Source organism: Bradyrhizobium rifense (assembly GCF_008123425.1).
Classification (GTDB): domain Bacteria; phylum Pseudomonadota; class Alphaproteobacteria; order Rhizobiales; family Xanthobacteraceae; genus Bradyrhizobium; species Bradyrhizobium rifense.
Window position 1 is genome coordinate 16,009 of record NZ_VSSS01000085.1, and the last position, 20,682, is coordinate 36,690.

A 20,682-nucleotide genomic window follows, 5' to 3' on the forward strand; every position below is an offset into this window, starting at 1 on the left:
GAACCGGAAAGGCAGGCCGCCCGTTCAGTTGAAGGCCATGCAGAGGCGCGTGGCGCAGCAGAACCGAGGGAGGCCCACCATGCCCGCAGCCGAGAAGGATCATGTCTACAAGATCCTGGAACTGGTCGGATCGTCCGAGATCTCGATCGAGGACGCGATCAAGAACGCGATCAGCCGCGCGTCCAAGACCATTCGCGAGATGAAATGGTTCGAGGTCACGCAGACGCGCGGCCACATCGAGAACGGCGCCGTGCGCCACTACCAGGTGACGCTCCGCGTCGGCTTCACGCTGGAAGGGTGAGGCAGGCGCGCCGGGCGGACCCGCGTGGTTAACATCCTCCGACGATAACCCGTCGAAATGTCGACGGCTGTGACCGGCCGAATACGGGTTCGCACAATCAGCGCGGATGTTGCAATAGGCCGTTAAGGCCAAAGTGAGAGGTTTGCTCCGAAATGGAGCAAACCTGATGATCGCGGGCCGCGAACTTGGCAAGACGCGTCTTCCGCTCTGGGCGGCGGGTTTCGTCGTACTGATCTGTGCTGCAATTCTCGGCCTGAGTGGCTGGCGCGAATGGGAGACGCGCAACACCGAACTCAAGAACGCCGAGATCGACGTCGCCAATCTCGCGCAATCGCTGGTCCAGCATGCGGACGACACGTTCGAACTCGTCGATACGGTCCTGATCGGCCTGGTGCATCGGCTCGAGCTCGACGGAACGGGCCCGGACACGATCGCAAAACTCCAAGCCTATCTGCCGACCCGAAAATCCTCAGACCGCATTCGCGGCATCTTCGTCTATGACGAGACGGGCCGCTGGCTTGCCACCACCGAGCCGGTCGATTTCTCCAAGCTCAACAACAGCGACCGCGGATATTTCCAGCGTCATCTCCACTCGCCGGATCCGGGCACGCTGATCGGGCGGCCGGTGAAGAGTCGCGCCGGCGGCCAGTGGATCATCACTGCGTCGCGCCGGATCAACCATCCCGACGGCAGCTTCGCCGGCGTCGTCCTGCTCACGATCGACGTCGACTATTTCGTCAAGTTCTACGAGCGCTTCGACGTCGGGCCGAACGGCTCGGTGTCGCTGCTGAACAATGACGGCATCATGCTGGCGCGCAGCCGCGACGACGGCGGCGTCTTCATCGGACGCGACCTCTCGAATGCGCCGTTGTTCAGGGAATGGGAAAGCCGGCCGGCTGCGGCCGTCTACTATTTCAAGTCGCCGCTCGATAGCGTCCAGCGGCTGAGCTACTACCAGCGCAGCAGCCGTTATCCCCTGATGGTGCTCGCGAGCAAGTCGCAAGACGACGTGCTGGCTCCCTGGCGACGTGCGACGGCCGTGCGCTTGACCGTCGTGCTTGGGCTCGTCCTGCTGATCGCGGTGATCGGCTTCTACCTGGTCCGCCAGCTCTTGCAGCGGCAGCGCACGGCACAGGCGCTGGTCGCCAACGAAGCCCATTTCCGTCTGCTCGCGGAGCACTCCAGCGACATGGTGACCCGGATCGGGCTCGACAACCGGTTGCTCTACGTCTCCCCGTCATGCGTGCGCATGATCGGCTGGTCTCCGGACGAACTCCTGGGCACGTCGGCCGTGGCCGGCATTCACGCGGAGGACATGGAACGCGTCGAGCAGGCCATTGTCGCACTGAAGAACGGCGAGGCCGAGGAGGCGAGGTTCGTCTACCGCCAACGCCAGCGCGAGAAGGGCGAGATCTGGGTCGAAGCGGCCCTGCACGTGACGCGGGCCTCCGACAGTGGCGAGATCGACGGTGTCGTCGCGGTGGTACGCGACATGACCGAGCAAAAGGACTTGCAGGACAAGCTCATCTCGCTCGCGTTGACCGACGGTCTCACCGGGCTCGCCAACCGGCGTGCATTCGACGAGCGCCTCGCGGACGAATGGGCGCGTGCCCGACGCGATGGCGCGCAACTCTCGCTCCTGCTGATCGACGTCGATCATTTCAAGGCATTCAATGACCATTACGGACATTTGGCGGGTGACGGGTGCCTGCGCGCGCTGGGCCGGATCCTGTCCACCCACGCCCGGCGTCCCGCCGACCTCGCCGCGCGCTACGGCGGCGAGGAATTCGCAGTGCTGTTGCCGAACACCGGCGCGGATGGCTGCGCCGAGGTCGGCGAGGAGATTCGCGGCGCGTTGCGCGACCTCGCCATGCTGCATGCGCAAAGTCTGCCGTCGCGGCTCGTCACAGTGAGCCTGGGCGCCGCGACGGGATTCCCATCCCAGACCACGACCGACTGTAGCGCGCTGGTGGCAGCCGCCGACCGCGCGCTCTACGCCGCCAAGGACAGCGGCCGCGACCGGCTGGTGATATCAGGCCAGGTGGTGGCCTGGCCCGCGAAGAGCGCGTGACGGAGTCACCGGCCTACCAGGCGTAGCGCAGGCTGCCCTTCCCTGCGTAGCTGCGGGTGACGTTCGAGAACTCGCCTTCGAACGTCACCGCCGCCGACCAGCCGTTCAGCCACTTCATCTCGAGCGATGCGGAGGTGAGCGCGGAGTCGCGCGCCTGCGCCGCACCGGTGACGACGAAGCTGGTTTCGCGAAACGGGGGCGGTCCCGACGCCGTCGACATCGTGCTGCATCAACTGGCCCGCCGAAGCACGTCACGGGTTCGCTGACGGCTGTCAGGCCAGATGACACGCCACGAAATGCCCGCCCGCGCCTTCCTTCAGCTCCGGCGCGACTTCCGCGCAGCGCGGCTGGGCGATCGGGCAACGGGTGTGGAAGTGGCAGCCTGATGGCGGCTTCATCGGGCTCGGCACGTCGCCCTTGAGACGGATGCGGTTGCGCTTGAGCTTGGGATCCGGCACCGGCACGGCGGAAAGCAGCGCCTTGGTGTAGGGATGTTGCGGATTGCGATAGAGGTCGCTCGCCTTCGCCAGCTCGACGATGCGGCCGAGATACATCACCGCGACGCGGTCGGAAATGTGCTCGACCACCGAGAGGTCGTGCGCGACAAAGAGATAGGTGAGGTTCAGCTCGGCCTGGAGATCTTCCAGGAGGTTGATGACCTGCGCCTGGATCGAGACGTCGAGCGCGGACACCGGCTCGTCGCAGACGATCAGCTTGGGCTCGACCGCGAGCGCACGCGCGATCACGATGCGCTGCCGCTGGCCGCCGGAGAATTCGTGCGGGTAGCGGCGCATATGCTCGGCCTTGAGGCCGACCTTCACGAGCAGGCTTGCGACGCGATCCTCACGCTCCTTGGCCGTTGACCCAAGCTTATGAATAATGAGGGCCTCGCCGAGGATGGAGCCGACCGTCATGCGCGGATTGAGCGAGGCGAACGGGTCCTGGAACACGAGCTGCATGTTCCGCCGCATCGCGCGCAGATCATTGCCGCTGAGCTGGCGAACGTCCTGACCGTCGAATTCGACTTCGCCGTCGGTCGGCTCGATCAGGCGAAGCACGCAACGCCCGGTCGTCGACTTGCCGCAACCGGATTCGCCGACCAGACCGAGCGTCTCGCCGCGATTGACCGAGAACGACACGCCGTCGACCGCATAGACGGTACCAACCTGGCGCGACAACAGGCCGCCGAGCACAGGGAAGTACTTCTTCAGGCCGCTGACGCGGAGCAGAGGTTCGCTCATGCCGCGCCTCCCAACTGCGTATCTCCGAGATGACAGGCCATGCGATGGCCGGGCGCGATCTGGCGCAGCAGCGGCTCCTTGTCGGTGCAGACGTCCATGGCGAACTTGCAGCGCGGCGCAAAGCGGCAACCGACGGGCGGATTGATCAGGATCGGCACCGATCCCCCGATCGCCTCGAGCCGCGTCTTGTGCGCGCTGTCGAGATCGATGCGCGGGATCGAGCGGATCAGGCCCTGCGTGTAGGGATGGCCCGGATCGGCAAAGAGAGCGTCGACATCGGCTTCCTCCACCACCTTGCCGGCATACATCACGACGACACGCTGCGCCGTCTCGGCGACGACACCCATGGCATGGGTGATCAGCATCACCGCCATGCCGAAGCGCTCCTTCATGTCCTGGAGCAGGTCGAGGATCTGCGCCTGGATGGTGACGTCGAGCGCGGTGGTCGGCTCGTCGGCGATGATCAGCTTGGGCTTGCAGGCCAGCGCCATCGCGATCATCACGCGCTGGCGCATGCCGCCAGAGAACTGGTGCGGATAATTGTGCACGCGGCCCTCGGCATTGGGGATCTGGACCAGCTTCAGCATCTCGATGGTGCGCTCGAGCGCCTGCTTCCTGGTGACATTCTCATGCCGGCGCAGGCTCTCGGCGATCTGCTCGCCGACCGTCAGGACCGGATTGAGCGAGGTCATCGGCTCCTGGAAGATGAAGCCGATCTCCTTGGCGCGGATCTCGTCGAGCTGGTTGCTCGTCAGCGGCACCAGATCGCGGCCCTCGAAGATGATCTCGCCGGCCGCGATGCGGCCCGGCGGCATGGCGATCAGCTTCAGGATCGACATCGCGGTGACGGTCTTGCCGCAACCGGACTCGCCGACGACGCAGAGCGTCTCGCCGCGGTTGATGGTGATATCGATGCCGTCGACGGCCTGCAGGATGCCGTCGTCGGTGGAGAAGTGGGTCTTGAGACCTTTGATCTCGAGCAGCGGCGCCATCAGATCACCCGTCGCGCATCGAGCGCGTCACGCAGACCGTCGCCGATGAAGTTGATGGCGACCACCGCGATGAAGATCGCGCCGCCCGGGAACAAAGCCCAGTGCGGGCCGATGTCGAGAAAGTCCTTGGCATCGTACAGCAGCCGGCCCCAGGTCGGGGTATCCGGCGGAAAGCCGAGGCCGAGGAAGGACAGCGTCGATTCCGCGATGATCGCGGCGGCAACGTCGATGGTGCCGGCGATGATCACCGGACCGAGCGCATTGGGCAGAATGTGCTTCACCACCTGCCGCACCGGGCTCGCACCGAGCGCACGCGCGGCCTCGACGAACTCCTTCTCGCGGATCGACAGGAACTGCGCACGCACAAGCCGCGCTACCGGCATCCAGCGCAAGCCGCCGATCACGAGCACGATCAGGATGAAGATGCCGCCCTCGGGGCCGAACACCTGCTTCAACCCGTCGCGGAAGAGATAGATCAGCAGCAGCAGCAGCGGCAGTTGCGGCAGCGACAGAAAGAGGTCGGTGAGCCACATCAATCCGTGCCCGAGCGCGCCGCGCGACATGCCGGCGAGCGCACCGACCAGCGTGCCGATGAACACGGAGACCAGCATCGCGGCCAATCCGACCGCAAGCGAAATACGCCCGCCATAGATCATGCGCGCCAGGATGTCCTGGCCGAGATCGTCGGTGCCGAAGGGATGGCTGAGCGACGGCCCCTGCATGCCCGCCACGATGTCGATGTCGTTGATCTTGACCCGCCAGATGAAGGGTCCAACCACCACCGCAAGAATCAGGATGAGAAGCAGGAACAAACTGACGACGGCAAGCTTGTGGCGGCTGAAGCGCCGCCACGTCTCGCGCCAGGGCGAGTAGACGCCCCGCTCAGCGGAGGGAGATGCGAGGGTCAAGCCAGCCATACAGCACATCCGCGATGAGATTGAAGAGCACCACCAGACAGGCGAACACGAAGGTCACGGCCATCACGACCGGGGTGTCATTGGAGAGAATGGAGGAGATCAGCAGCGAGCCGATGCCGGGAATGCGAAATATCTGCTCGGTGACGATGGCGCCGCCGAACACCGCAGGCATCTGCAGCGCGATCAGCGTGACGACCGGAATCATGGCGTTGCGCATCACATGCTTGACGATGACCTTGGCCTGCCCGAGGCCTTTGGCGCGCGCCGTGGTGACGTAGTCGAGCCGGATCACGTCGAGCATCGCCGAGCGCACAAAGCGCGTCATCGACGCCGCCTGGAACAGGCCGAGCACCGCCACCGGCATGATCGCCTGCCGGATCATCTCGAGCACATAATGGATGCCCGTGGCCTTGATGTCGGTGGTGTAGACGAAGGGCAGCCAGTCCAGCGTGACCGAGAAGATCAGGATGAACAGGATGCCGGTGAAGAAGGTCGGCAGCGAGAAGCCGACGAAAGCGAGCGTGTTCGCGACCTGGTCGAACAGCGAATAGGGCTTTGTCGCCGCATAGACGCCGACGGGAATCGCAATCAGCAGCGCCAGGATCTGCGCCGAGCCGATCACGTAGAGCGTGGCCGGCAGGCGCTGCAGGATGAGCGTGTCGACGTCCATCCGACTGACGAAGGAGAAGCCCCAGTCGCCGTGCAGCATGGCGTTGAGCCAGTGTAGATAGCGAAGGTAGATCGGATCGTCGAGGCCGAACCTCGCCCGAAGCGCGGCTTGCACTTCAGGCGGCACGTTCGGGTTGGTCGCAAGCTCGCTGAAGGGGTCGCCCGGCGCGAGCGCCAAGACGACGAAAAGGACAAGCGAGATTCCGAGCAGGCTCGGAATCGCGATCATCAGACGACGCAGGACGTACTGACTCATGAGCGAATGATCCGCCTAGACGCCCGTGCTCAGCCCTCTCGGTACCAGTCCTGCAGATTGTCGGTCTGGTTGGCCCAGCCCGACAGCGCCGGCCGAAGCGAGTTGGCACTTGCTTCCACTGCGAGACGGTGCATCACGGGAATGAAGACCGTGTCCTGCCACATCAAATCGTTGCACTTGATGTAAAGGCCTGCCCGGTTGACCGGATCGGTCTCCGTCTCGGCAGCGTCGATCGCAGCGTCGAAGTCCTTGTTGATCCAGCGCGGGAAGTTCGGCCCCTGCCACTTGTTCTCCTTGGTGGCGACGTTGCGCGAATGGTAGCGGCGCATATGGAGGGCCGGATCGGGCTGCGTCATCGGGATCTGGAACATCTCGATGTCGGCGAAGAACTTGGAATAGGTGTCGGGGTTGGCGACGTCGGAGGAGAAGAACACCGAGGCCACGACCGATTTCAGCTCGACGTCGATGCCGGCCTTCTGGCAGGCCTGCTTGATGATCGCCTGAGTCTTCTGGCGCGGACCGTTGATCGAGGTCTGGAACAGGAGCTTCAGCTTCTTGCCGTCCTTTTCGCGGACGCCGTCGGCGCCGGCTTTCCAGCCGGCCTCTTCGAGCAGCGCGCTGGCCTTCTCGACGCTGAATTCCCACTTGGTGTTCTTGGACACGAACTCCTCGGGGCCATTGAGATAGTTCGCGGTGGCGCGGCCGGCGCGGCCGTAGATCGCCTTCTTGACGGAATCGCGATCAACCAGCAGCGCGAGCGCCTGGCGCACCTTGGGGTCCGACAGGATCGGATGCTTGGTCTTCAGCGACGAACGCTCGCCGTCGACCTCGGTGTTGGGATCGGTGAAGTTGACGGCGATGAACTCGATGTCGCCGCCGACGGCATAGAGGGTCTTGCCCTTGCCGCCCTTCTCCAGGCGCAGCAGAACTTCGTCCTCCACCTGCATGTTCCAGGCGAAATCATATTCGCCGGTCTGGATCACAGCGCGCGCCGCAGAGACCGCGTCACCGCCGCCCTTCATTTCGATGCTGTCGAAGAACGGCCGGTTGGCCATGTGGTAGTCGGGATTGATCTCGCCGCGCACCAGATCGCCCGGCTTGAACTCGACGAATTTGTAGGGGCCGGTGCCGACGGGCTTCAGATTGTTCGGCGCCTCGCGGGACTTGCCACCCTTGTATTCGGCGAACAGATGTTTCGGAATGATGCAGCCGTAGGCCCCGACAAAGGCATTCGCCCAAAACGGGGTCGGGTCGTTGAACTTGATACGGATGGTCAGGTCATCGACCTTCTCGACGGTGAGGCCGCTATAGGTGCTGATCGAGACGCATGCCGTGGCGGGGTCGCTGGCATATTCCCAATTGAAGACGAGGTCGTCAGCTGTAACCGGCTTTCCGTCGTGCCATTTGACGCCTGGCTTGAGTTTCCAGACGACCGATTTGGCGTCTGCCGAAAGGCCGCCATTCTGAATCGACGGAATTTCAGCGGCGAGGATCGGATTGAGATGGCCGTTAACGTCCCAGCTCGCGAGCGGCTCGTAGAAGACGCGCGAGCCGTCCTGATCCTTGGTGCCGGTCGCGAAATGCGGATTGAGCAAGGTCGGTCCCTGCCACCACAACAGCTTCAGCGGGCCGCCGCCGCCGCGCTTGGTCGGAGGATAGGGGTTCGGGCTCTGGGCCATGGCGACGCCGCCGATGGCGAGGATCTGGTTCGCCATGGGAGCGGTGAGGCCGACGGCAGCCAGGCGCTGGATGAAGGCGCGGCGATCCATCCGACCGTCCTTCACGTCGCCGATCATCGAACGCAGTTCTTTATCCAGCATGGTTGTCCCCGTCTGGTTCCCGTATGGATGCAGGCGGCCGCAGCCCGGCCGCCGAGTTTTGGCTGGCGGTAGATGGCACACTGAATAGGCCGCGCGTCAACTGCGACTGTGTGTGTGCAAACGGTGTTCTGGCTGTCTGTTGAGCAAAACTTCCTTCAGCAGCCCAAGGGTTCGGCATTCCGGCGTCAGAATCCGCCGGAAACCAAGTTGCACTGCGAAAAATTTGTTCGCCAGATCAGACGAAGTATCGAGACGGAATTCTACGCCACGGACATAGTGAGCGGCGGCGCGACGTGGTCGGGCAGCGGGCAGACATAAGGCGTCTTGGTCGTCCGCTTCGTGAGATCGGCCTTCGCAGCCTTGATCAGTTCCGGTTCTGTCAGCGCCTTGATGCCGAGGCCGGCCATGGCCTTGGCCGCCTGCACCATGGCCTTATGGGCGTGCGGGCTCTTGCCCTGCGCCACCACCTGCCAGGTGTGGAAAGGCGTGCCGATTGCAACCGTTGGTGCGTGAACCTGCACGGTCGGCACCACCCAGCTCACATCGCCCACGTCGGTCGAACCCACCAGCGGGTTACGCTTGGCGTCGAGCGGCACCAGGAAGTCGGCCAGCGGCCGATCGGTCGGCTCCATGCCGATCGTGTAGTAGACTGACGCGATGTCCTTGTCGGTCAGCGTCGCGCGGATCTCGCTGGCAAAGCCCTTGTCGGCATCGTCGAAATGCGGCGGTCCGAGCTCTTCCATGACCCGATGCAGCGCCTGCTCCAGCGGCGTGTTCGGCAGGATGTTGGAGACCGCGGAGATGATCTTCATCTCGACCTTGGTCTCGGTCATCAAGGCCGCACCGTCTGCGATCTTGCTGACGCGCCCGACCAGCTCGTTCATGCCGGGGAGATCACGGGCGCGAATGGAATAGCGCACACGGGCATGGGCCTGCACCACGTTGGGCGCAATGCCACCGGTGTCGAGCAGCGCGTAGTGCACGCGCGCATCGCTCGGCATGTGCTCGCGCATATAGTTCACGCCGACATTCATCAGTTCCACCGCATCGAGCGCGGAGCGGCCGAGATGGGGCGAAGCTGCCGCGTGCGAGGTGCGGCCGGTGAAGATGAAGTCGGCGCGGGTGTTGGCGAGCGACGGCGTCACCGCGACTTCCCAGAAACTATTCGGATGCCAGGTGATGGCGATATCGGCGTCCTCGAATGCGCCGGAGCGCACCATGAAGGCCTTGGCCGCGCCGCCCTCTTCCGCCGGGCAGCCGTAATAGCGCACGCGGCCGGGCACCTTGTTCTCGGCGAGCCAGTCCTTGACGGCCGTGGCGGCGAGCAGCGCCGCGGAACCGAGCAGATTATGACCGCAGCCATGGCCGTGGCCGCCGGTCTCGACCGGACGGTGCTCGGCAACACCAGCCTCCTGGCTCAGGCCCGGCAGGGCGTCATATTCACCCATGAAAGCGATGACCGGACCACCCTCGCCCCATTCGCCCATCACCGCGGTCGGAATGCCCGCCACGTTCTCGGTGATGCGGAAACCCTGGTGGCGCAGCTCGGTGAGATGCTCGGCGGCGGAACGCGCCTCGGTGTAGCAGACTTCGGGCATGCCCCAGACCTTGTCGCTAAGGTCGATGAAACGTCCCTTGATCGTGTCGATGCCACGCCAGATGTCGCTGCGATTGTCCATGATTTGGTCCGTGATCTCTTGGTCAAACGAAGCGGCAATGGTTAGCAGCTTCATTGAAGCCCGCCTAGCATCTCGCGGGACACCAGCCATGCGATCGATGCCGGATTGGGCGGCTGCCGACCGACTTTAGGCGAACAATTTCTGTCATCTTCGGAAATCGGCGTCGCGGCATCTGGAATAGTTGCCGTCAAGTCTTTCAAGACGGCCTCCTCCGGCCTAAATTATGCTTGCTTCGCGCGTCGTTCCGCAGCCATGGCGGAGCGATGCTCTCAGCCAGGAGAACTCCATGCCCGCCTTGACCGAATGGAGAGTGCCGCCGGCCAATCAGCCGCGAGCGAGCGATTACGGCTTCGATCTCGACCGTGCGCTCGCCTCCGTCGTCGGCCTGCACGCCATCATCCCTTCGGACGCCTTCAGCGCCGAAACGCTCGGCACCGAGCGTGCCGGCAACGGGGTCGTCATCGACGACGGGCTGGTGCTCACCATCGGCTATCTCATTACCGAAGCGGAATCTGTCTGGCTTCACCTCGGCGACGGGCGCGTGATGGAGGGACATGTGCTCGGCTTCGATGCCGTCACCGGCTTTGGCCTGGTGCAGGCGCTCGGCCGGCTCGACATCGAGCCGCTGCCGCTCGGTTCGTCGGCGGAGACCCGGCTCGGCGACCGCGTCGTGGTCGGTGGCGCCGGGGGCCGCACGCGATCGGTCGCGAGCCAGATCGTCGCCAAGCAGGAATTCGCCGGTTACTGGGAGTATCTGCTCGACGAGGCCTTGTTCACCTATCCCGCCCATCCGAATTGGGGCGGCACCGGACTGATCAACGAGCGCGGCGAACTGATCGGCATCGGCTCGCTCCAGCTCGAGCGAGAACGCGACGGCAAGGCCGAGCATGTCAACATGATCGTGCCGATCGATCTGTTGAAGCCGATCCTCGACGACCTCCGCAAGTTCGGCCGCGTCAACAAGCCAGCGCGACCGTGGCTCGGACTCTATTCGACCGAGATCGACAATCGCGTCGTGGTGATCGGGATCTCCGCCAACGGTCCCGCCGCGCGCGCGGAGCTCAAGACCGGCGACGTCATTCTTGCCGTGGATGGCGACAAGATTACGAGCCAGACGGCGTTCTACAAGAAGAAGTGGGGGCTCGGCGCCGCCGGCGTCGACGTGCCTCTCACCGTGCATCATCAAGGCTCCGCGCATCATGAAGGCGTCACCTTCGACGTCACGGTGACCTCGACCGACCGCTTCAAGCTCCTGAAAGCGCCGAAGCTGCACTGATCCAGGCAGAGGAAGCAGCAATGACCGAGGCCGTCGTCGACGACATCGTGACCGTGCTGCCGCCATTGCTCAATGCGCTCGAGGCGCTCGGCTACTTCGCCCGGCATTTGCATCCGCCGGCCTTCGCCACGGTGATGAACGCAATCGGCGCACCGGACGATGCGCTTCAGTCGGCACATGCAGCGATCGGCGCGTGGCCGGAGCAATTCGCCGGATTGCGCGAGCGGCTCGATCGCGCCTGCAACGAGACACTGTCCGCCTATGCAGGCATCCGCGACGTCGAGCGCGGCAATGGCGATCTCGTCTCGGTGTTCCGCGCGCTGCGCCATCTGCCGCGCGCACAGGAGGCGCTGTATCCGCTGTCGACCCAGTTTCCGCCGGTGAGCAACTTCTTCCTCACCGCCGCCAAGCGCGACAATGACGATCTGCTGGCACGGCTGGAAGTCGGTGCCAGCGAGGACACCGGCATCTTCCACGATCATAACGAGCCCGGCAGCCGCGGCGGCTTCTCGGTCTATGTTCCCGAATATTACACGCCCGATCGCAGCTGGCCGCTGGTGATGGCGCTGCATGGCGGCAACGGCAACGGACGCGGCTTTCTGTGGAGCTGGCTGCGCGATGCCCGTAGCCTTGGTGCGATTCTGATGGCGCCGACCGCGACCGGACAGACGTGGGCGCTGATGGGCGACGACACCGACACGCCCAACCTGATGCGGATCCTCGAAACCGTGCGCGGCCGCTGGTCGATCGATGCCTCACGGATGCTGTTGACCGGCATGAGCGACGGCGGCACGTTCTGCTACGTCAGCGGGCTCGACGGCGCCTCACCCTTCACTCATCTCGCGCCGGTCTCGGCGACCTTCCATCCGCTGATGGCGGAAATGGCCGACGCCACGCGGCTGCAGCGCCTGCCGATCTTCATCACCCACGGCAAGCTCGACTGGATGTTTCCGGTGCAGACCGCACGGCAGACGCAGGGAGCACTCGCGGCCGCCGGCGCCGATGTGACCTATCGCGAGATCGACGACCTCAGCCACACCTATCCGCGCGAGATCAACGCCGAGCTGCTGCAATGGCTGAATGAGGGATGAACGAGATGTCCTTACCTGTGCCGTAGTGCCGCGGAACCATCACTCCGGGCCGACGTTATCTGCCCGTCACCGGAGGTTCGCCATGCAGACTTTTTTCGGAATGATTTTGGGTGCGCTGCTGCTCGGCTGCGGCGTGTATGTCTATGACTCCATGCAGACGTCGTCTGTCGCCAATGGCGAGGTCGCGACTGCCAATCGCACCATCGTGAACTGGGATGTCGCGAAGGCCGACTGGAATGCGCTGCAGGACCGCGCACATAAGGACTGGGTCCGGATTTCGTCGAAGTAATCTCGCCCGCCATGAACAAGGCGCCGTCGCGATCCGCGGCGGCGCCTTTGTGTTGACTGCGACGAACGCTGCTGCGCGTCAGTTCATCTTGGCCTTGCGGGCGTCGGAAATGACCTGCTCGAACTCGGCCATGCTGAGCACGCCAGGCACGCGATATTTGCCTACGATGAAGGACGGCGTGCCGCGGAAGCCGAAGGCCTCGGCCTGCTCGTTGTTGCGCTTGAGGATGCCGTCGATGTCCTTGGCGTGCGCGGCGAGGTCGCTCTTGAGGCGGTCCATGTCGACGCCGGCGGCCGCGAGCAGCTCGTTGATGCGCGACTCGGCCAGGCGCGAGCTGACGCCCATCATGGCGTCGTGGGCCTTGTGGTACTTGTCCTGATATTTCGCGGCGAGCGCGATCCGGGCGGCCGTCACGGAGACGGGCCCGAGGATCGGCCAGTCCTTCAGGACCAGCCTGACCTTGCCGTCGTCCTGAATGACCTGGCGCAGCTCGGGCTCGAGCTTACGGCAATAGGGGCAGTTGTAATCGGACCACTCGATGATGCTGATATTGCCATCGGGATTGCCGGCGACGGGGACGTCGGGATCGCGCAGCACCTTGGCTTCGGTGAGCACTTCGTCATCGTCGGCGGCTGCGCGCGCCAAGGTCATACCGCCAGCCGCGAAGGCGCCTGCCCCGATCAACGTCAGCGCCGCGCGGCGCGTCGGCCCGAGGCCGCCATTAAGGCCCTTAGTCCTGAATCCAGCCATATCTCGTCCCGTTTCGGTCCCATCACCGCAATTACGGCTCAGGACCGGGAAGTGTTACGCCCTCATATAGAGTGTCGTGGGGGCGATGTCATCGCACCAGCAGGGTCACCACCAGGGGGACCAGGAACGAGGTCAAGAGAGCGTTGAGGCTCATGGCGATGCCGGAGAAGACGCCGGCGATCTCGTCGACCTGGAACGCACGGGCCGTACCGATGCCGTGCGCGGCAAGGCCGGCAGCAAAGCCACGGGCACGGAAATCGGTCACGCCTGTGCGGTTCATCAGCGGCGTGACGATGATGGCGCCCATGATGCCGGTGAGGATCACCGCGACCGCCGCCAGCGAAGGATCCGCATGCAGGGATTCGGCGATGCCCATGGCAACGCCGGCCGTGACCGATTTCGGCGCCAGCGACAGCACCACGTCGCGCGGCAGCCCGGCGAACTCGGCCAGCAACGCGGCCGACACCACGGCCGTCACCGAGCCCGCAACCAGCGCCACGAGCATCGGCACGATGGAGGAGACCACGCGCCTGCGGTTCTCATAGAGCGGCACGGCGAGTGCGACGGTGGCAGGCCCGAGCAGGAAGTGCACGAACTGCGCGCCGGCGAAGTAGGTGGTGTAGGACGTACCGGTCGCGAGCAGGAACGCGCCGATGATCCACATCGCATGCAGCACGGGATTGGCGAGCGGATGGCGCCGCGTCGCCAGCGACACCGCGTCCGTGGTCGCATAGACCAGCAGCGTCACGGTCAACCACAGTAGCGGCGACTGCGAGAGATAGACCCAGAGCGAGAACGGGTTGTCTTTCATCGGGCGTCCTGTTGCTTCAACAGGCGGCTGACCAGGCGGAAGGTCAGGGCGGTGGCGAGCAAGGTGAGGACCACCGAGAGCGCCAGCACCAGGATGATGGCGATGCCGTGGGAGGCGAGCAGATCGAGTTCTTGCACGACGCCGACGCCGGCAGGCACGAACAGCAGCGATAGATGAGCCAGCAGGCCCTTGCTGGCGGTCTCCACGCCGTCGTTCCGCAGCGGTCCGCGCGCGAGCAACGCAAAGCGGTCGCGAGCCAGCAGCAGGATCAGAAGCAGGAGCAGGCCGAGCACGGGTCCCGGCAGTGGCAGGCCGAGGCCCCGGACCACGGCCTCGCCGATCAATTGGCAGAGCAGGATGAGGCTGAGACTGGCAAGCATGACGCATCAAGGGATGCGTCGCTGGGCTTGTCAATTGCCGCTAGGCACGGGACGCAACACGGGGCAGCATCGCCATCAGCGTTCCGGTCATCGTCGCGATCAGCGTGGTCTTGCCGTCATGCTCTGCAAACGCCTTGGCCTCGCAGAATGTCAACGTCCGGCCAGGCTTGACCACCTCGGCCTTGAACACAAAACGCTCGCCGCGGGCGGGTGCAAGCAGCGTTGTCTTGAACTCGACGGTGAGAATATCGGCCTCGGACGGCATCAGTGTGAAGGCGGCGACGCCGCAGGCGTTGTCCAGCCCCGCGGTGATGATGCCGGCATGGACAAATCCGTTCTGCTGCGTGAAGTCAGGCGAATGCAGCATGGCCAGTTCGACCTCGCCGGGCGCCAGGCGGACGATCACGATGCCGAGCGTGCGCATCGCCGGCTGTCCCTCGAACATCGCGATGGCCGCCGCACGATAGCCAGGGTTTTTCGGCTCGAACGCTGCCATGGCTCAGGCCTCGACCGGTTCGGCAAGATATTTTTGCGCAGTCTCGCGGATGGCCTCAGTGAACGGCGCGGATTTACGCAAGCTGCGGTCCATGTGCACGCCGGTGATTTCGCAGAACGCTGCCATCTCGCCGGTCTCGGCATTCGTCATCTCTTGCCGGAAGCGGATTGATTTGTCGCGAACCTCCAGCAGGTGGCTGCGAATCTCGATGATGTCGCCGGCAAGCAGCTCGCGCTTATACGTGATGTTCTGCTGCACCGCCGCCATGCCGCGGCCGAACGAGCGCAGATAGCTCGGCGTCAGCCCGAGCCGGGCGAATAGATTCCAATTGGCTTCGTCGAATTTGCCGACATACCACATGATGTTCATGTGACCGACGTGATCGCACTGCCACGGATAGACCGTGCCGCGATAGGTCGCCTCCTGCTCCATCGTCATTCCCTGCCCTGTCTGTCTTTTGATCTTGATACGGTAGCGTATCAGGCGCGGAACGCATTAACAATACGGCACCGTATCAAGAACCGGTGAGGCTTCCTTATGAACGACGGCAAGGGCGATGTCTGGGTCGAGGCAGGGTTCAAGGAGCTTGCCCGCGCAGGTGTCGAGGCGGTGCGGGTCGAGGTGCTCGCCAAGAATTTGGGCGTCACCAAGGGCGGCTTCTACCGCCGCTTCGCCGACCGTGCCGCGCTGCTCGAGGCCATGCTGGTGCACTGGCGCGAGGGACGCTCGGCATCAATTGCACAGCAGACCAGCCTGGACGGGCAAGAGCCCCGCGAGCGGCTGAGGGCGGTGATCCAGCTCTATTCCGAGCGGCTCAATCCGGAGGGCATGGCGATCGAGCTCGCGATCCGGCAGTGGGCGCGCTCCGACGAGAGCGCCGCTACGGCGGTGGCGGGCGTGGATGCGGCCCGGCTGAAGCACGTCGCCGAGCTTTATCGCGCGACCGGCCTTGAGGCCGAGGAGGCCGAGGCGCAGGCGTTCCTGTTTTACTGCTTCATCTTCGGCCAGAGTCTCTTGTTCGTCGAGCGCGGCCCGCGCAAGCGGTCGCAACTCGTGGCGAAATCGGCCGAGAAATTGCTGAACTAGAGCATGATCCGGAAAAGTGTGAAGCGGTTTTCCGAAAAGATCATGCTCTAACAATAACCTAAGCAAAATGGCCGGAGCGTTGCTCCGGCCATCGCATCATATCGAAGCTCAGGCGGCGCCCTTCAGCTTCTTGTTGCATTCGCTGTAATAGCCGCCGCCCTTCTCGATCCACTTCATGCCGCCATTGCCGTTGGTGGTCTTGTTGGCGTTGTACTGGTCGACGCAGGTATGGAGGCGAGCCTTGCCGGCGCTCTCCTTGGCGTATTTCGCATCGACCGCATTCGGGAAGACGGCGTTGCCCATCGGCATGGTCGGCATCGTCGGCGCCGGAGCGGCAGCGGGAGCTGCCTCCTTCTTCGCCGCCGCCTTGGGCTCGGCAGCGGGCGGGGGCGCAGCAGCCGGGGCGGCCGCGGTCGGCGCGGCGGCGGGCGTTGCATCGGCGCCGCACTGGGCCTTGCGGAAGTCATTCCACTTCATGGTGCCGAGCGAGCCGTCCTTCTTGGCGGCCTGGTATTTCGCGCTGCACTCCTGCGAGGTCAGCGCCTGCGCCGGCGCACTCACTATCAGCGCGGCGAATCCCGACACCGCAACTGCACACAACAATTTTGATTGAATGGTCATCCTTGGTCTCCCTCAGGGAAGCAAAACGAGGACTGCTATCCTAGCGTGCCGGGGACGTCCGACAAGGAAGTGATGCTGCTTGGCGCCAAAATATAGTGATCGTGCCATTCAGGTTTATTCATGTGGCGTTCAGCAACGCAGGCCGACGTTCGCGGCCCTCCGCAATTCTTGCAAGAAGAGCAACATCATGACCCTCGCCTCCCGTCTCGCCGTCGTCGCGATCGCATCCCTGTTCGCCACCGGCACCGCCTTCGCGCAGACCGCCGCGCCGGCCGCCAAGACTGATGCTGCCGCCACCACCGACAAGAAGGCGCCGAAGGAGCACTCGGCTGAGTCGCTCGAATGCTCCAAGCAGGCGGACGCCAAGGGCCTGCACGGCAAGGAGCGCAAGAAATTCCGCTCCGAGTGCATCAAGACCGCGAAGGGCGGCGCAATGCCCGCGCCTGCGCCGGCCGCCGACAAGAAGTAAATCCGTCACAATTCTCCCCTCGCTTTTGGCGAGAGGCGCACGCATTGCGGCATGACGAGCCTGCAATTGTGCGTCTCTCGCCGATTTGCGATAAGGCGGCGTGAAGCAAATCACCGCCTCCCTCCCATTCGAATGGCCGAGCCGTGCCAAGGTTTTGAGCACCCTGGAGACGCTCGTCATCGGCGCCGCCGGTGGACTGGCGTTCCTGGCCGCAGGCCTTCCGGGCGGGTTGATCTCGGGATCGATGATCGCGGTCGGGAGCGCCGCGATTGCCGGACGCAAGCTTTCGGTGCCGCCGCTCCTGACCCAGACCGTGCTGGTGCTGCTCGGTATTTCGCTGGGCTCCGTGGTTTCGCGCCATCTGATCCAGCAGGTCAGCGCCTATCCGCTGACCATCGGGCTGTTGGCGCTCGCGACCTTCTGCTCGACCTTCGGCTCGAGCTATTACCTCCAGCGGGTCCATGGCTGGGACCGCACCTCGGCCTTCCTCGCCGGCAGCCCCGGTGCGCTGTCACAGATCACGATCCTGGCGGTCGAGCGCGGCGCCGACCTGCCGGGCATCGCAGTAGTACAGACCATGCGCGTCATCATCCTCACCGCGGCGCTGCCGATGGTGTTGGCGGTCGCGGGCGTCGCGCCCTCCGTGGCACCGTCGCTGACGACGGCGATTGCCTCGCCCCTTGATCTTCTGGAACTGGTCGCCGCTTCGCTGGCGGCATCGCTCGTGCTGCGGCTGATCAAGTTTCCGGCGAGCTGGATGTTCGGCGCGATGATCGCCTCCAGCGTGCTGCATGGCGCAGGCTGGGTCGAGGGTGGCCTGCCGAACTGGGTGCGCGGCGTCGCACTGGTCGGCATCGGCGCGCTGATCGGCAGCCGCTTTGCCCGGATGCGAATCAAGACGCTGGCCGGCCACATCAACGCTGCGCTGGGCTCGTTCGCGGTGGCTATCGGCGTCTCCGCCATCTTCGTCGGCATCGTGGCGCTGACCACGCAGGTCAAATTCTCCGACGTCGTCGTCGCATTCGCACCCGGAGCGATGGACGCGATGCTGGCGCTGGCCTTGACGCTACACATCGACCCGATCTTCGTCGGCGCCCATCACCTCTCGCGCTTCGTGTTCGTGACGATCGCGACGCCCGGCATCGTGCACCTGTTCGGCCGCACGCAGGACGACGTCGACGATTAGCTCTGCTCTGCCGTCGCCTGCCCCTTCAGCGCCGCAACCTGCGCCTCGAGCTCCGCAATCCGCTGGTCCCTCGCGGCCAACGCCGCCGCCACATCCGCGGCGTCGAACTTCTGCGGAATGTGCTGCGGACAGTTGGTGTCCCAGGCCGCGATCTTGAACACGATCACCTGCTCGGGCCGGGCGCGATAGCCCTTCGGCATCAGCGCCTCCGTCAGCGCATCATCGTCCTCGACCACCCGCGCCTCGCCCCAGATCTTCACCCGGCGGCGATGGGCGTAGTCCATCACGAAGATGTAGGCCTTGGGGTTCTCCGAGAGATTGCCCTGGGTCAGATATTGCTGGTTGCCGGCATAGTCGGCGAAGGCGAGCGTCTGCTTGTCCAGTACCTTGAGAAAGCCCTTCGGGCCGCCGCGATGCTGGATATAGGGCTGGCCGTCCGCCGAGGCGGTGGCGAAATAGAAGCTATTGGCGTCGGCGAGGAAGGCTTCGAGGCTCTCGTCGACCTCGGTGCGCCAGCCGCGCTGCTCTGCGCGCCCATAGGCCTCGCGGGAGCCCTTGCGCGCCTGGATCGCCTTCACCGCGGGGGTGAAGGCCACGTCACTGGCATAGGTGTGAACTGCGGTCATCGGAATGTCTCCTGAAAATCCGGCGCATCTCTGCGTCTTTTGGCAACTAAAATGGCCCCTTCGGCGATCAAAACAATCGAGCAGCTTGACACTTCATCGTTGCAATATATGCAATAATGCCCATGGACCGCCTCGAAGCCATGCATGTCTTCGTCACCGTCGCCGACCTGCGGGGTTTTGCGCCGGCGGCGCGCAAGCTGCGGCTGTCGCCCTCGGCGGTGACACGGCTGATTGCTGCGCTTGAAGAGCATCTCGGCGCGCGGCTGCTGCAGCGGACCACGCGGCAGGTGAGATTGACCGACGTCGGCACGCGCTATCTGGAACGCGCCCGGCGGATCCTCGCCGACGTTGAGGAGGCCGATGGCTCGGCGCGGGAGGAGCGCAACCGGCCGAGCGGACGGCTGGTGGTGTCGGCCCCGGTCGGCTTCGGCCGGCAGCATGTCGGCCCGGTCATGACTGACTATCTCAAGCGCTATCCCGAGGTCGCCTGCGAGCTCAGGCTGTCGGACAACCTCGTCAACCTCGTGGAGGATGCCGTCGACGCGGCCGTGCGGATCGGCCACCTCGCCGACTCCTCGCTGGTTGCGCGCCAGGTCGGCGAGATGCGGCGGATCACGGTGGCGACGCCAGGCTATTTGAAGCGCCACGGCGAGCCGAAGACGCCGGAAGAGCTGCCTGACCATCAGACGATTGCGTTTGGCCCCGCGACCAGTTGGCGCTTCCTCCGCGAAGGTCGCGAGATCGAGGTGATGCCATCTCCCCGTTTCACCAGCAACAGCGCCGATGCAGCCTTGCAATATGCCGAGGCGGGCGGCGGCGTGACTCGGGTGCTGGCCTATCAGGCAGCCGAGAGGCTGAAGCGCGGAAGGCTGAAAATCGTGCTGGCAAAATACGAGCAGCCACCGCTGCCGATCCACATCGTCTACCCGACCTCGCGCCTGCTCTCGGCAAAGGTGCGCGCGTTCATCGATCTCGTGGTGGAGACGGCGGATTGGAAATTTGGGTAGGCTCACCCTTTCTTGGGCACCACCCGGAACGTCCCGCTGGCCCGCGCGATCACGACGCCGTCGGCCTTGATCAGGCTCTGCGCAAAGCAGATCGTCTTGCCGGTCTTGATCACGTCGCTCTCTATCGAACACCATTGGCCGATCTCGGCGGAGCCGACGAAATCGATCGACAACGAGACCGTCACGAACGACGTGGTCCAGTTCGTCGCCTGCGCGCAGCTGTAGCCCATGGCATTGTCGGCGAGCGCGGTGATCAGGCCGCCATGGATCAGGCCGCGGCCATTGGTGTGCGGCTTTGCCAGCCGAAGGCCGATGATGATGGCCTTGTCGGTTTTCTTCGCGTAGATTGGCTCCCAGGGTTCGGTAAGCGGGCTCTTGCGGGATAGCGGCTCAAAGCCGTCGGGGATGGCAGTGTCGGTCATGCGTGGCTCGCGTCGCGGTTGGGTTGCCGCCATTGAACGCGATGTGGATGACAGTTTCACCGCCTACAAAGTTTTAAACGTGATTTGCGCGGGTGTTTGAAACGGGCGGCGTTGCCGCGAACACAGATTCCATAGGGTGGGCAAAGGCGCATCGCGCCGTGCCCACCATCTCGCTCGTACATGAAAGAACGGTGGGCGCGCCACGCTTTGCCCACCCTTGTAATAG

24 protein-coding genes and 1 pseudogene are annotated in these 20,682 nt (G+C 64.4%); 9 read left to right on the plus strand and 16 right to left on the minus strand.

Going from position 1 to position 20,682, the window contains the following annotated elements:
• Window positions 1-79: 79 nt before the first annotated feature.
• Together FXB40_RS43240 and FXB40_RS43245 are read left to right on the plus strand one after the other, a co-directional pair.
• On the plus strand, window positions 80-301 hold the full coding sequence (locus tag FXB40_RS43240) for a dodecin (RefSeq protein ID WP_148778334.1): 222 nt from the start codon (window positions 80-82) through the stop codon (window positions 299-301).
• Between the two features lie 166 nt (window positions 302-467).
• Window positions 468-2,372 (plus strand): sensor domain-containing diguanylate cyclase, encoded by a 1,905-nt coding sequence (locus tag FXB40_RS43245; RefSeq protein ID WP_148778335.1) that lies wholly within the window; start codon window positions 468-470, stop codon window positions 2,370-2,372.
• A gap of 13 nt (window positions 2,373-2,385) precedes the next feature.
• On the opposite strand, the pseudogene FXB40_RS43250 reads toward FXB40_RS43245, so the two are convergent.
• The 8 genes and pseudogenes from FXB40_RS43250 to FXB40_RS48505 form a co-directional block, all read right to left on the minus strand.
• A pseudogene (locus FXB40_RS43250) lies at window positions 2,386-2,556 on the minus strand (autotransporter outer membrane beta-barrel domain-containing protein); the annotation flags it as partial.
• An 88-nt stretch (window positions 2,557-2,644) separates the two neighbouring features.
• Window positions 2,645-3,613, minus strand: a complete 969-nt coding sequence (locus tag FXB40_RS43255; protein ID WP_148778336.1) for an ABC transporter ATP-binding protein — start codon at window positions 3,611-3,613, stop codon at window positions 2,645-2,647.
• Window positions 3,610-4,605: an ABC transporter ATP-binding protein gene (locus tag FXB40_RS43260; protein WP_148778337.1), complete on the minus strand. Its 996-nt coding sequence runs from the start codon at window positions 4,603-4,605 to the stop codon at window positions 3,610-3,612. Before FXB40_RS43260 ends, FXB40_RS43255 begins: the two co-directional genes overlap by 4 nt.
• Window positions 4,605-5,522: an ABC transporter permease gene (locus FXB40_RS43265; protein WP_148778338.1), complete on the minus strand. Its 918-nt coding sequence runs from the start codon at window positions 5,520-5,522 to the stop codon at window positions 4,605-4,607. The genes FXB40_RS43260 and FXB40_RS43265 overlap by 1 nt, the downstream gene beginning before the upstream one ends.
• The gene (locus FXB40_RS43270; protein ID WP_148778339.1) at window positions 5,488-6,447 is read right to left on the minus strand and encodes an ABC transporter permease; all 960 of its coding nucleotides are present in this window, start codon (window positions 6,445-6,447) and stop codon (window positions 5,488-5,490) included. Before FXB40_RS43270 ends, FXB40_RS43265 begins: the two co-directional genes overlap by 35 nt.
• Before the next feature lie 29 nt (window positions 6,448-6,476).
• Window positions 6,477-8,267: a peptide ABC transporter substrate-binding protein gene (locus tag FXB40_RS43275; RefSeq protein WP_148778340.1), complete on the minus strand. Its 1,791-nt coding sequence runs from the start codon at window positions 8,265-8,267 to the stop codon at window positions 6,477-6,479.
• A 260-nt stretch (window positions 8,268-8,527) separates the two neighbouring features.
• Complete coding sequence (locus FXB40_RS43280) at window positions 8,528-9,946, minus strand: M20 family metallopeptidase (protein WP_187437529.1); 1,419 nt, start codon at window positions 9,944-9,946, stop codon at window positions 8,528-8,530.
• Window positions 9,947-9,996: 50 nt separating this feature from the next.
• Window positions 9,997-10,146 (minus strand): hypothetical protein, encoded by a 150-nt coding sequence (locus tag FXB40_RS48505; RefSeq protein WP_187437530.1) that lies wholly within the window; start codon window positions 10,144-10,146, stop codon window positions 9,997-9,999.
• Between the two features lie 86 nt (window positions 10,147-10,232).
• Here FXB40_RS48505 and FXB40_RS43285 point away from each other — a divergent pair, with 86 nt between their 5' ends.
• From FXB40_RS43285 to FXB40_RS43295, 3 genes are all read left to right on the plus strand, one after another.
• A complete protein-coding gene (locus FXB40_RS43285; protein WP_148778342.1) occupies window positions 10,233-11,222 on the plus strand; it encodes a S1C family serine protease in 990 nt (329 codons plus the stop codon).
• 20 nt (window positions 11,223-11,242) lie between these two features.
• Window positions 11,243-12,313 carry a carboxylesterase family protein gene (locus tag FXB40_RS43290; RefSeq protein ID WP_148778343.1) on the plus strand — a complete coding sequence of 357 codons (1,071 nt, stop codon included), beginning with the start codon at window positions 11,243-11,245 and terminating at the stop codon, window positions 12,311-12,313.
• Between the two features lie 82 nt (window positions 12,314-12,395).
• Window positions 12,396-12,602, plus strand: coding sequence for a hypothetical protein (locus tag FXB40_RS43295; RefSeq protein WP_045005422.1), 207 nt, complete (start codon window positions 12,396-12,398; stop codon window positions 12,600-12,602).
• 78 nt (window positions 12,603-12,680) lie between these two features.
• Here FXB40_RS43295 and FXB40_RS43300 read toward each other — a convergent pair whose 3' ends face one another.
• From FXB40_RS43300 to FXB40_RS43320, 5 genes are all read right to left on the minus strand, one after another.
• Window positions 12,681-13,352, minus strand: coding sequence for a DsbA family protein (locus FXB40_RS43300; protein ID WP_187437531.1), 672 nt, complete (start codon window positions 13,350-13,352; stop codon window positions 12,681-12,683).
• Between the two features lie 88 nt (window positions 13,353-13,440).
• Window positions 13,441-14,163, minus strand: coding sequence for an LrgB family protein (locus tag FXB40_RS43305; protein WP_148778345.1), 723 nt, complete (start codon window positions 14,161-14,163; stop codon window positions 13,441-13,443).
• A complete protein-coding gene (locus tag FXB40_RS43310) occupies window positions 14,160-14,543 on the minus strand; it encodes a CidA/LrgA family protein (protein ID WP_148778346.1) in 384 nt (127 codons plus the stop codon). The genes FXB40_RS43305 and FXB40_RS43310 overlap by 4 nt, the downstream gene beginning before the upstream one ends.
• 40 nt (window positions 14,544-14,583) lie before the next feature.
• Entirely contained in the window at window positions 14,584-15,039 is a 456-nt protein-coding gene (locus FXB40_RS43315) for a PaaI family thioesterase (protein ID WP_148778347.1), read from the minus strand.
• A gap of 3 nt (window positions 15,040-15,042) precedes the next feature.
• Window positions 15,043-15,471 carry an acyl-CoA thioesterase gene (locus FXB40_RS43320; RefSeq protein ID WP_148778356.1) on the minus strand — a complete coding sequence of 143 codons (429 nt, stop codon included), beginning with the start codon at window positions 15,469-15,471 and terminating at the stop codon, window positions 15,043-15,045.
• A 105-nt stretch (window positions 15,472-15,576) separates the two neighbouring features.
• On the opposite strand from FXB40_RS43320, the gene FXB40_RS43325 reads away from it, so the two are divergent.
• Window positions 15,577-16,125 carry a TetR/AcrR family transcriptional regulator gene (locus tag FXB40_RS43325; RefSeq protein WP_148778348.1) on the plus strand — a complete coding sequence of 183 codons (549 nt, stop codon included), beginning with the start codon at window positions 15,577-15,579 and terminating at the stop codon, window positions 16,123-16,125.
• Window positions 16,126-16,233: 108 nt separating this feature from the next.
• Here FXB40_RS43325 and FXB40_RS43330 read toward each other — a convergent pair whose 3' ends face one another.
• Entirely contained in the window at window positions 16,234-16,746 is a 513-nt protein-coding gene (locus FXB40_RS43330; RefSeq protein ID WP_148778349.1) for a hypothetical protein, read from the minus strand.
• A 187-nt stretch (window positions 16,747-16,933) separates the two neighbouring features.
• Here FXB40_RS43330 and FXB40_RS43335 point away from each other — a divergent pair, with 187 nt between their 5' ends.
• Window positions 16,934-17,215, plus strand: a complete 282-nt coding sequence (locus FXB40_RS43335) for a PsiF family protein (protein ID WP_148778350.1) — start codon at window positions 16,934-16,936, stop codon at window positions 17,213-17,215.
• A gap of 100 nt (window positions 17,216-17,315) precedes the next feature.
• Entirely contained in the window at window positions 17,316-18,401 is a 1,086-nt protein-coding gene (locus tag FXB40_RS43340; RefSeq protein ID WP_148778351.1) for an AbrB family transcriptional regulator, read from the plus strand.
• On the opposite strand, the gene FXB40_RS43345 is transcribed toward FXB40_RS43340, so the two are convergent.
• The gene (locus FXB40_RS43345; protein ID WP_148778352.1) at window positions 18,398-19,027 is read right to left on the minus strand and encodes a pyridoxamine 5'-phosphate oxidase family protein; all 630 of its coding nucleotides are present in this window, start codon (window positions 19,025-19,027) and stop codon (window positions 18,398-18,400) included. The genes FXB40_RS43340 and FXB40_RS43345 overlap by 4 nt on opposite strands.
• 122 nt (window positions 19,028-19,149) lie before the next feature.
• Between FXB40_RS43345 and FXB40_RS43350 the strand changes: the two genes are divergently transcribed.
• Window positions 19,150-20,034 (plus strand): LysR family transcriptional regulator, encoded by an 885-nt coding sequence (locus FXB40_RS43350; protein ID WP_148778353.1) that lies wholly within the window; start codon window positions 19,150-19,152, stop codon window positions 20,032-20,034.
• A gap of 2 nt (window positions 20,035-20,036) precedes the next feature.
• On the opposite strand, the gene FXB40_RS43355 is transcribed toward FXB40_RS43350, so the two are convergent.
• Window positions 20,037-20,456, minus strand: a complete 420-nt coding sequence (locus FXB40_RS43355) for a PaaI family thioesterase (RefSeq protein ID WP_148778354.1) — start codon at window positions 20,454-20,456, stop codon at window positions 20,037-20,039.
• Window positions 20,457-20,682 lie beyond the last annotated feature (226 nt).

Bases quoted from the DNA above. Each gene is read 5' to 3' on its own strand.
- FXB40_RS43300 (WP_187437531.1), bottom strand. From the start codon at position 13,352: ATGGCTGGATTCAGGACTAAGGGCCTTAATGGCGGCCTCGGGCCGACG.
- FXB40_RS43275 (WP_148778340.1), bottom strand. From the start codon at position 8,267: ATGCTGGATAAAGAACTGCGTTCGATGATCGGCGACGTGAAGGACGGT.
- FXB40_RS43295 (WP_045005422.1), top strand. From the start codon at position 12,396: ATGCAGACTTTTTTCGGAATGATTTTGGGTGCGCTGCTGCTCGGCTGC.
- FXB40_RS43350 (WP_148778353.1), top strand. From the start codon at position 19,150: ATGGACCGCCTCGAAGCCATGCATGTCTTCGTCACCGTCGCCGACCTG.
- FXB40_RS43245 (WP_148778335.1), top strand. From the start codon at position 468: ATGATCGCGGGCCGCGAACTTGGCAAGACGCGTCTTCCGCTCTGGGCG.
- FXB40_RS43240 (WP_148778334.1), top strand. From the start codon at position 80: ATGCCCGCAGCCGAGAAGGATCATGTCTACAAGATCCTGGAACTGGTC.
- FXB40_RS43305 (WP_148778345.1), bottom strand. From the start codon at position 14,163: ATGAAAGACAACCCGTTCTCGCTCTGGGTCTATCTCTCGCAGTCGCCG.
- FXB40_RS43265 (WP_148778338.1), bottom strand. From the start codon at position 5,522: ATGGCTGGCTTGACCCTCGCATCTCCCTCCGCTGAGCGGGGCGTCTAC.
- FXB40_RS43320 (WP_148778356.1), bottom strand. From the start codon at position 15,471: ATGGAGCAGGAGGCGACCTATCGCGGCACGGTCTATCCGTGGCAGTGC.
- FXB40_RS43285 (WP_148778342.1), top strand. From the start codon at position 10,233: ATGCCCGCCTTGACCGAATGGAGAGTGCCGCCGGCCAATCAGCCGCGA.
- FXB40_RS43345 (WP_148778352.1), bottom strand. From the start codon at position 19,027: ATGACCGCAGTTCACACCTATGCCAGTGACGTGGCCTTCACCCCCGCG.
- FXB40_RS43315 (WP_148778347.1), bottom strand. From the start codon at position 15,039: ATGGCAGCGTTCGAGCCGAAAAACCCTGGCTATCGTGCGGCGGCCATC.
- FXB40_RS43330 (WP_148778349.1), bottom strand. From the start codon at position 16,746: ATGACCATTCAATCAAAATTGTTGTGTGCAGTTGCGGTGTCGGGATTC.
- FXB40_RS43255 (WP_148778336.1), bottom strand. From the start codon at position 3,613: ATGAGCGAACCTCTGCTCCGCGTCAGCGGCCTGAAGAAGTACTTCCCT.
- FXB40_RS43325 (WP_148778348.1), top strand. From the start codon at position 15,577: ATGAACGACGGCAAGGGCGATGTCTGGGTCGAGGCAGGGTTCAAGGAG.
- FXB40_RS43355 (WP_148778354.1), bottom strand. From the start codon at position 20,456: ATGACCGACACTGCCATCCCCGACGGCTTTGAGCCGCTATCCCGCAAG.
- FXB40_RS43280 (WP_187437529.1), bottom strand. From the start codon at position 9,946: ATGGACAATCGCAGCGACATCTGGCGTGGCATCGACACGATCAAGGGA.
- FXB40_RS43310 (WP_148778346.1), bottom strand. From the start codon at position 14,543: ATGCTTGCCAGTCTCAGCCTCATCCTGCTCTGCCAATTGATCGGCGAG.
- FXB40_RS43260 (WP_148778337.1), bottom strand. From the start codon at position 4,605: ATGGCGCCGCTGCTCGAGATCAAAGGTCTCAAGACCCACTTCTCCACC.
- FXB40_RS43335 (WP_148778350.1), top strand. From the start codon at position 16,934: ATGACCCTCGCCTCCCGTCTCGCCGTCGTCGCGATCGCATCCCTGTTC.
- FXB40_RS43270 (WP_148778339.1), bottom strand. From the start codon at position 6,447: ATGAGTCAGTACGTCCTGCGTCGTCTGATGATCGCGATTCCGAGCCTG.
- FXB40_RS43290 (WP_148778343.1), top strand. From the start codon at position 11,243: ATGACCGAGGCCGTCGTCGACGACATCGTGACCGTGCTGCCGCCATTG.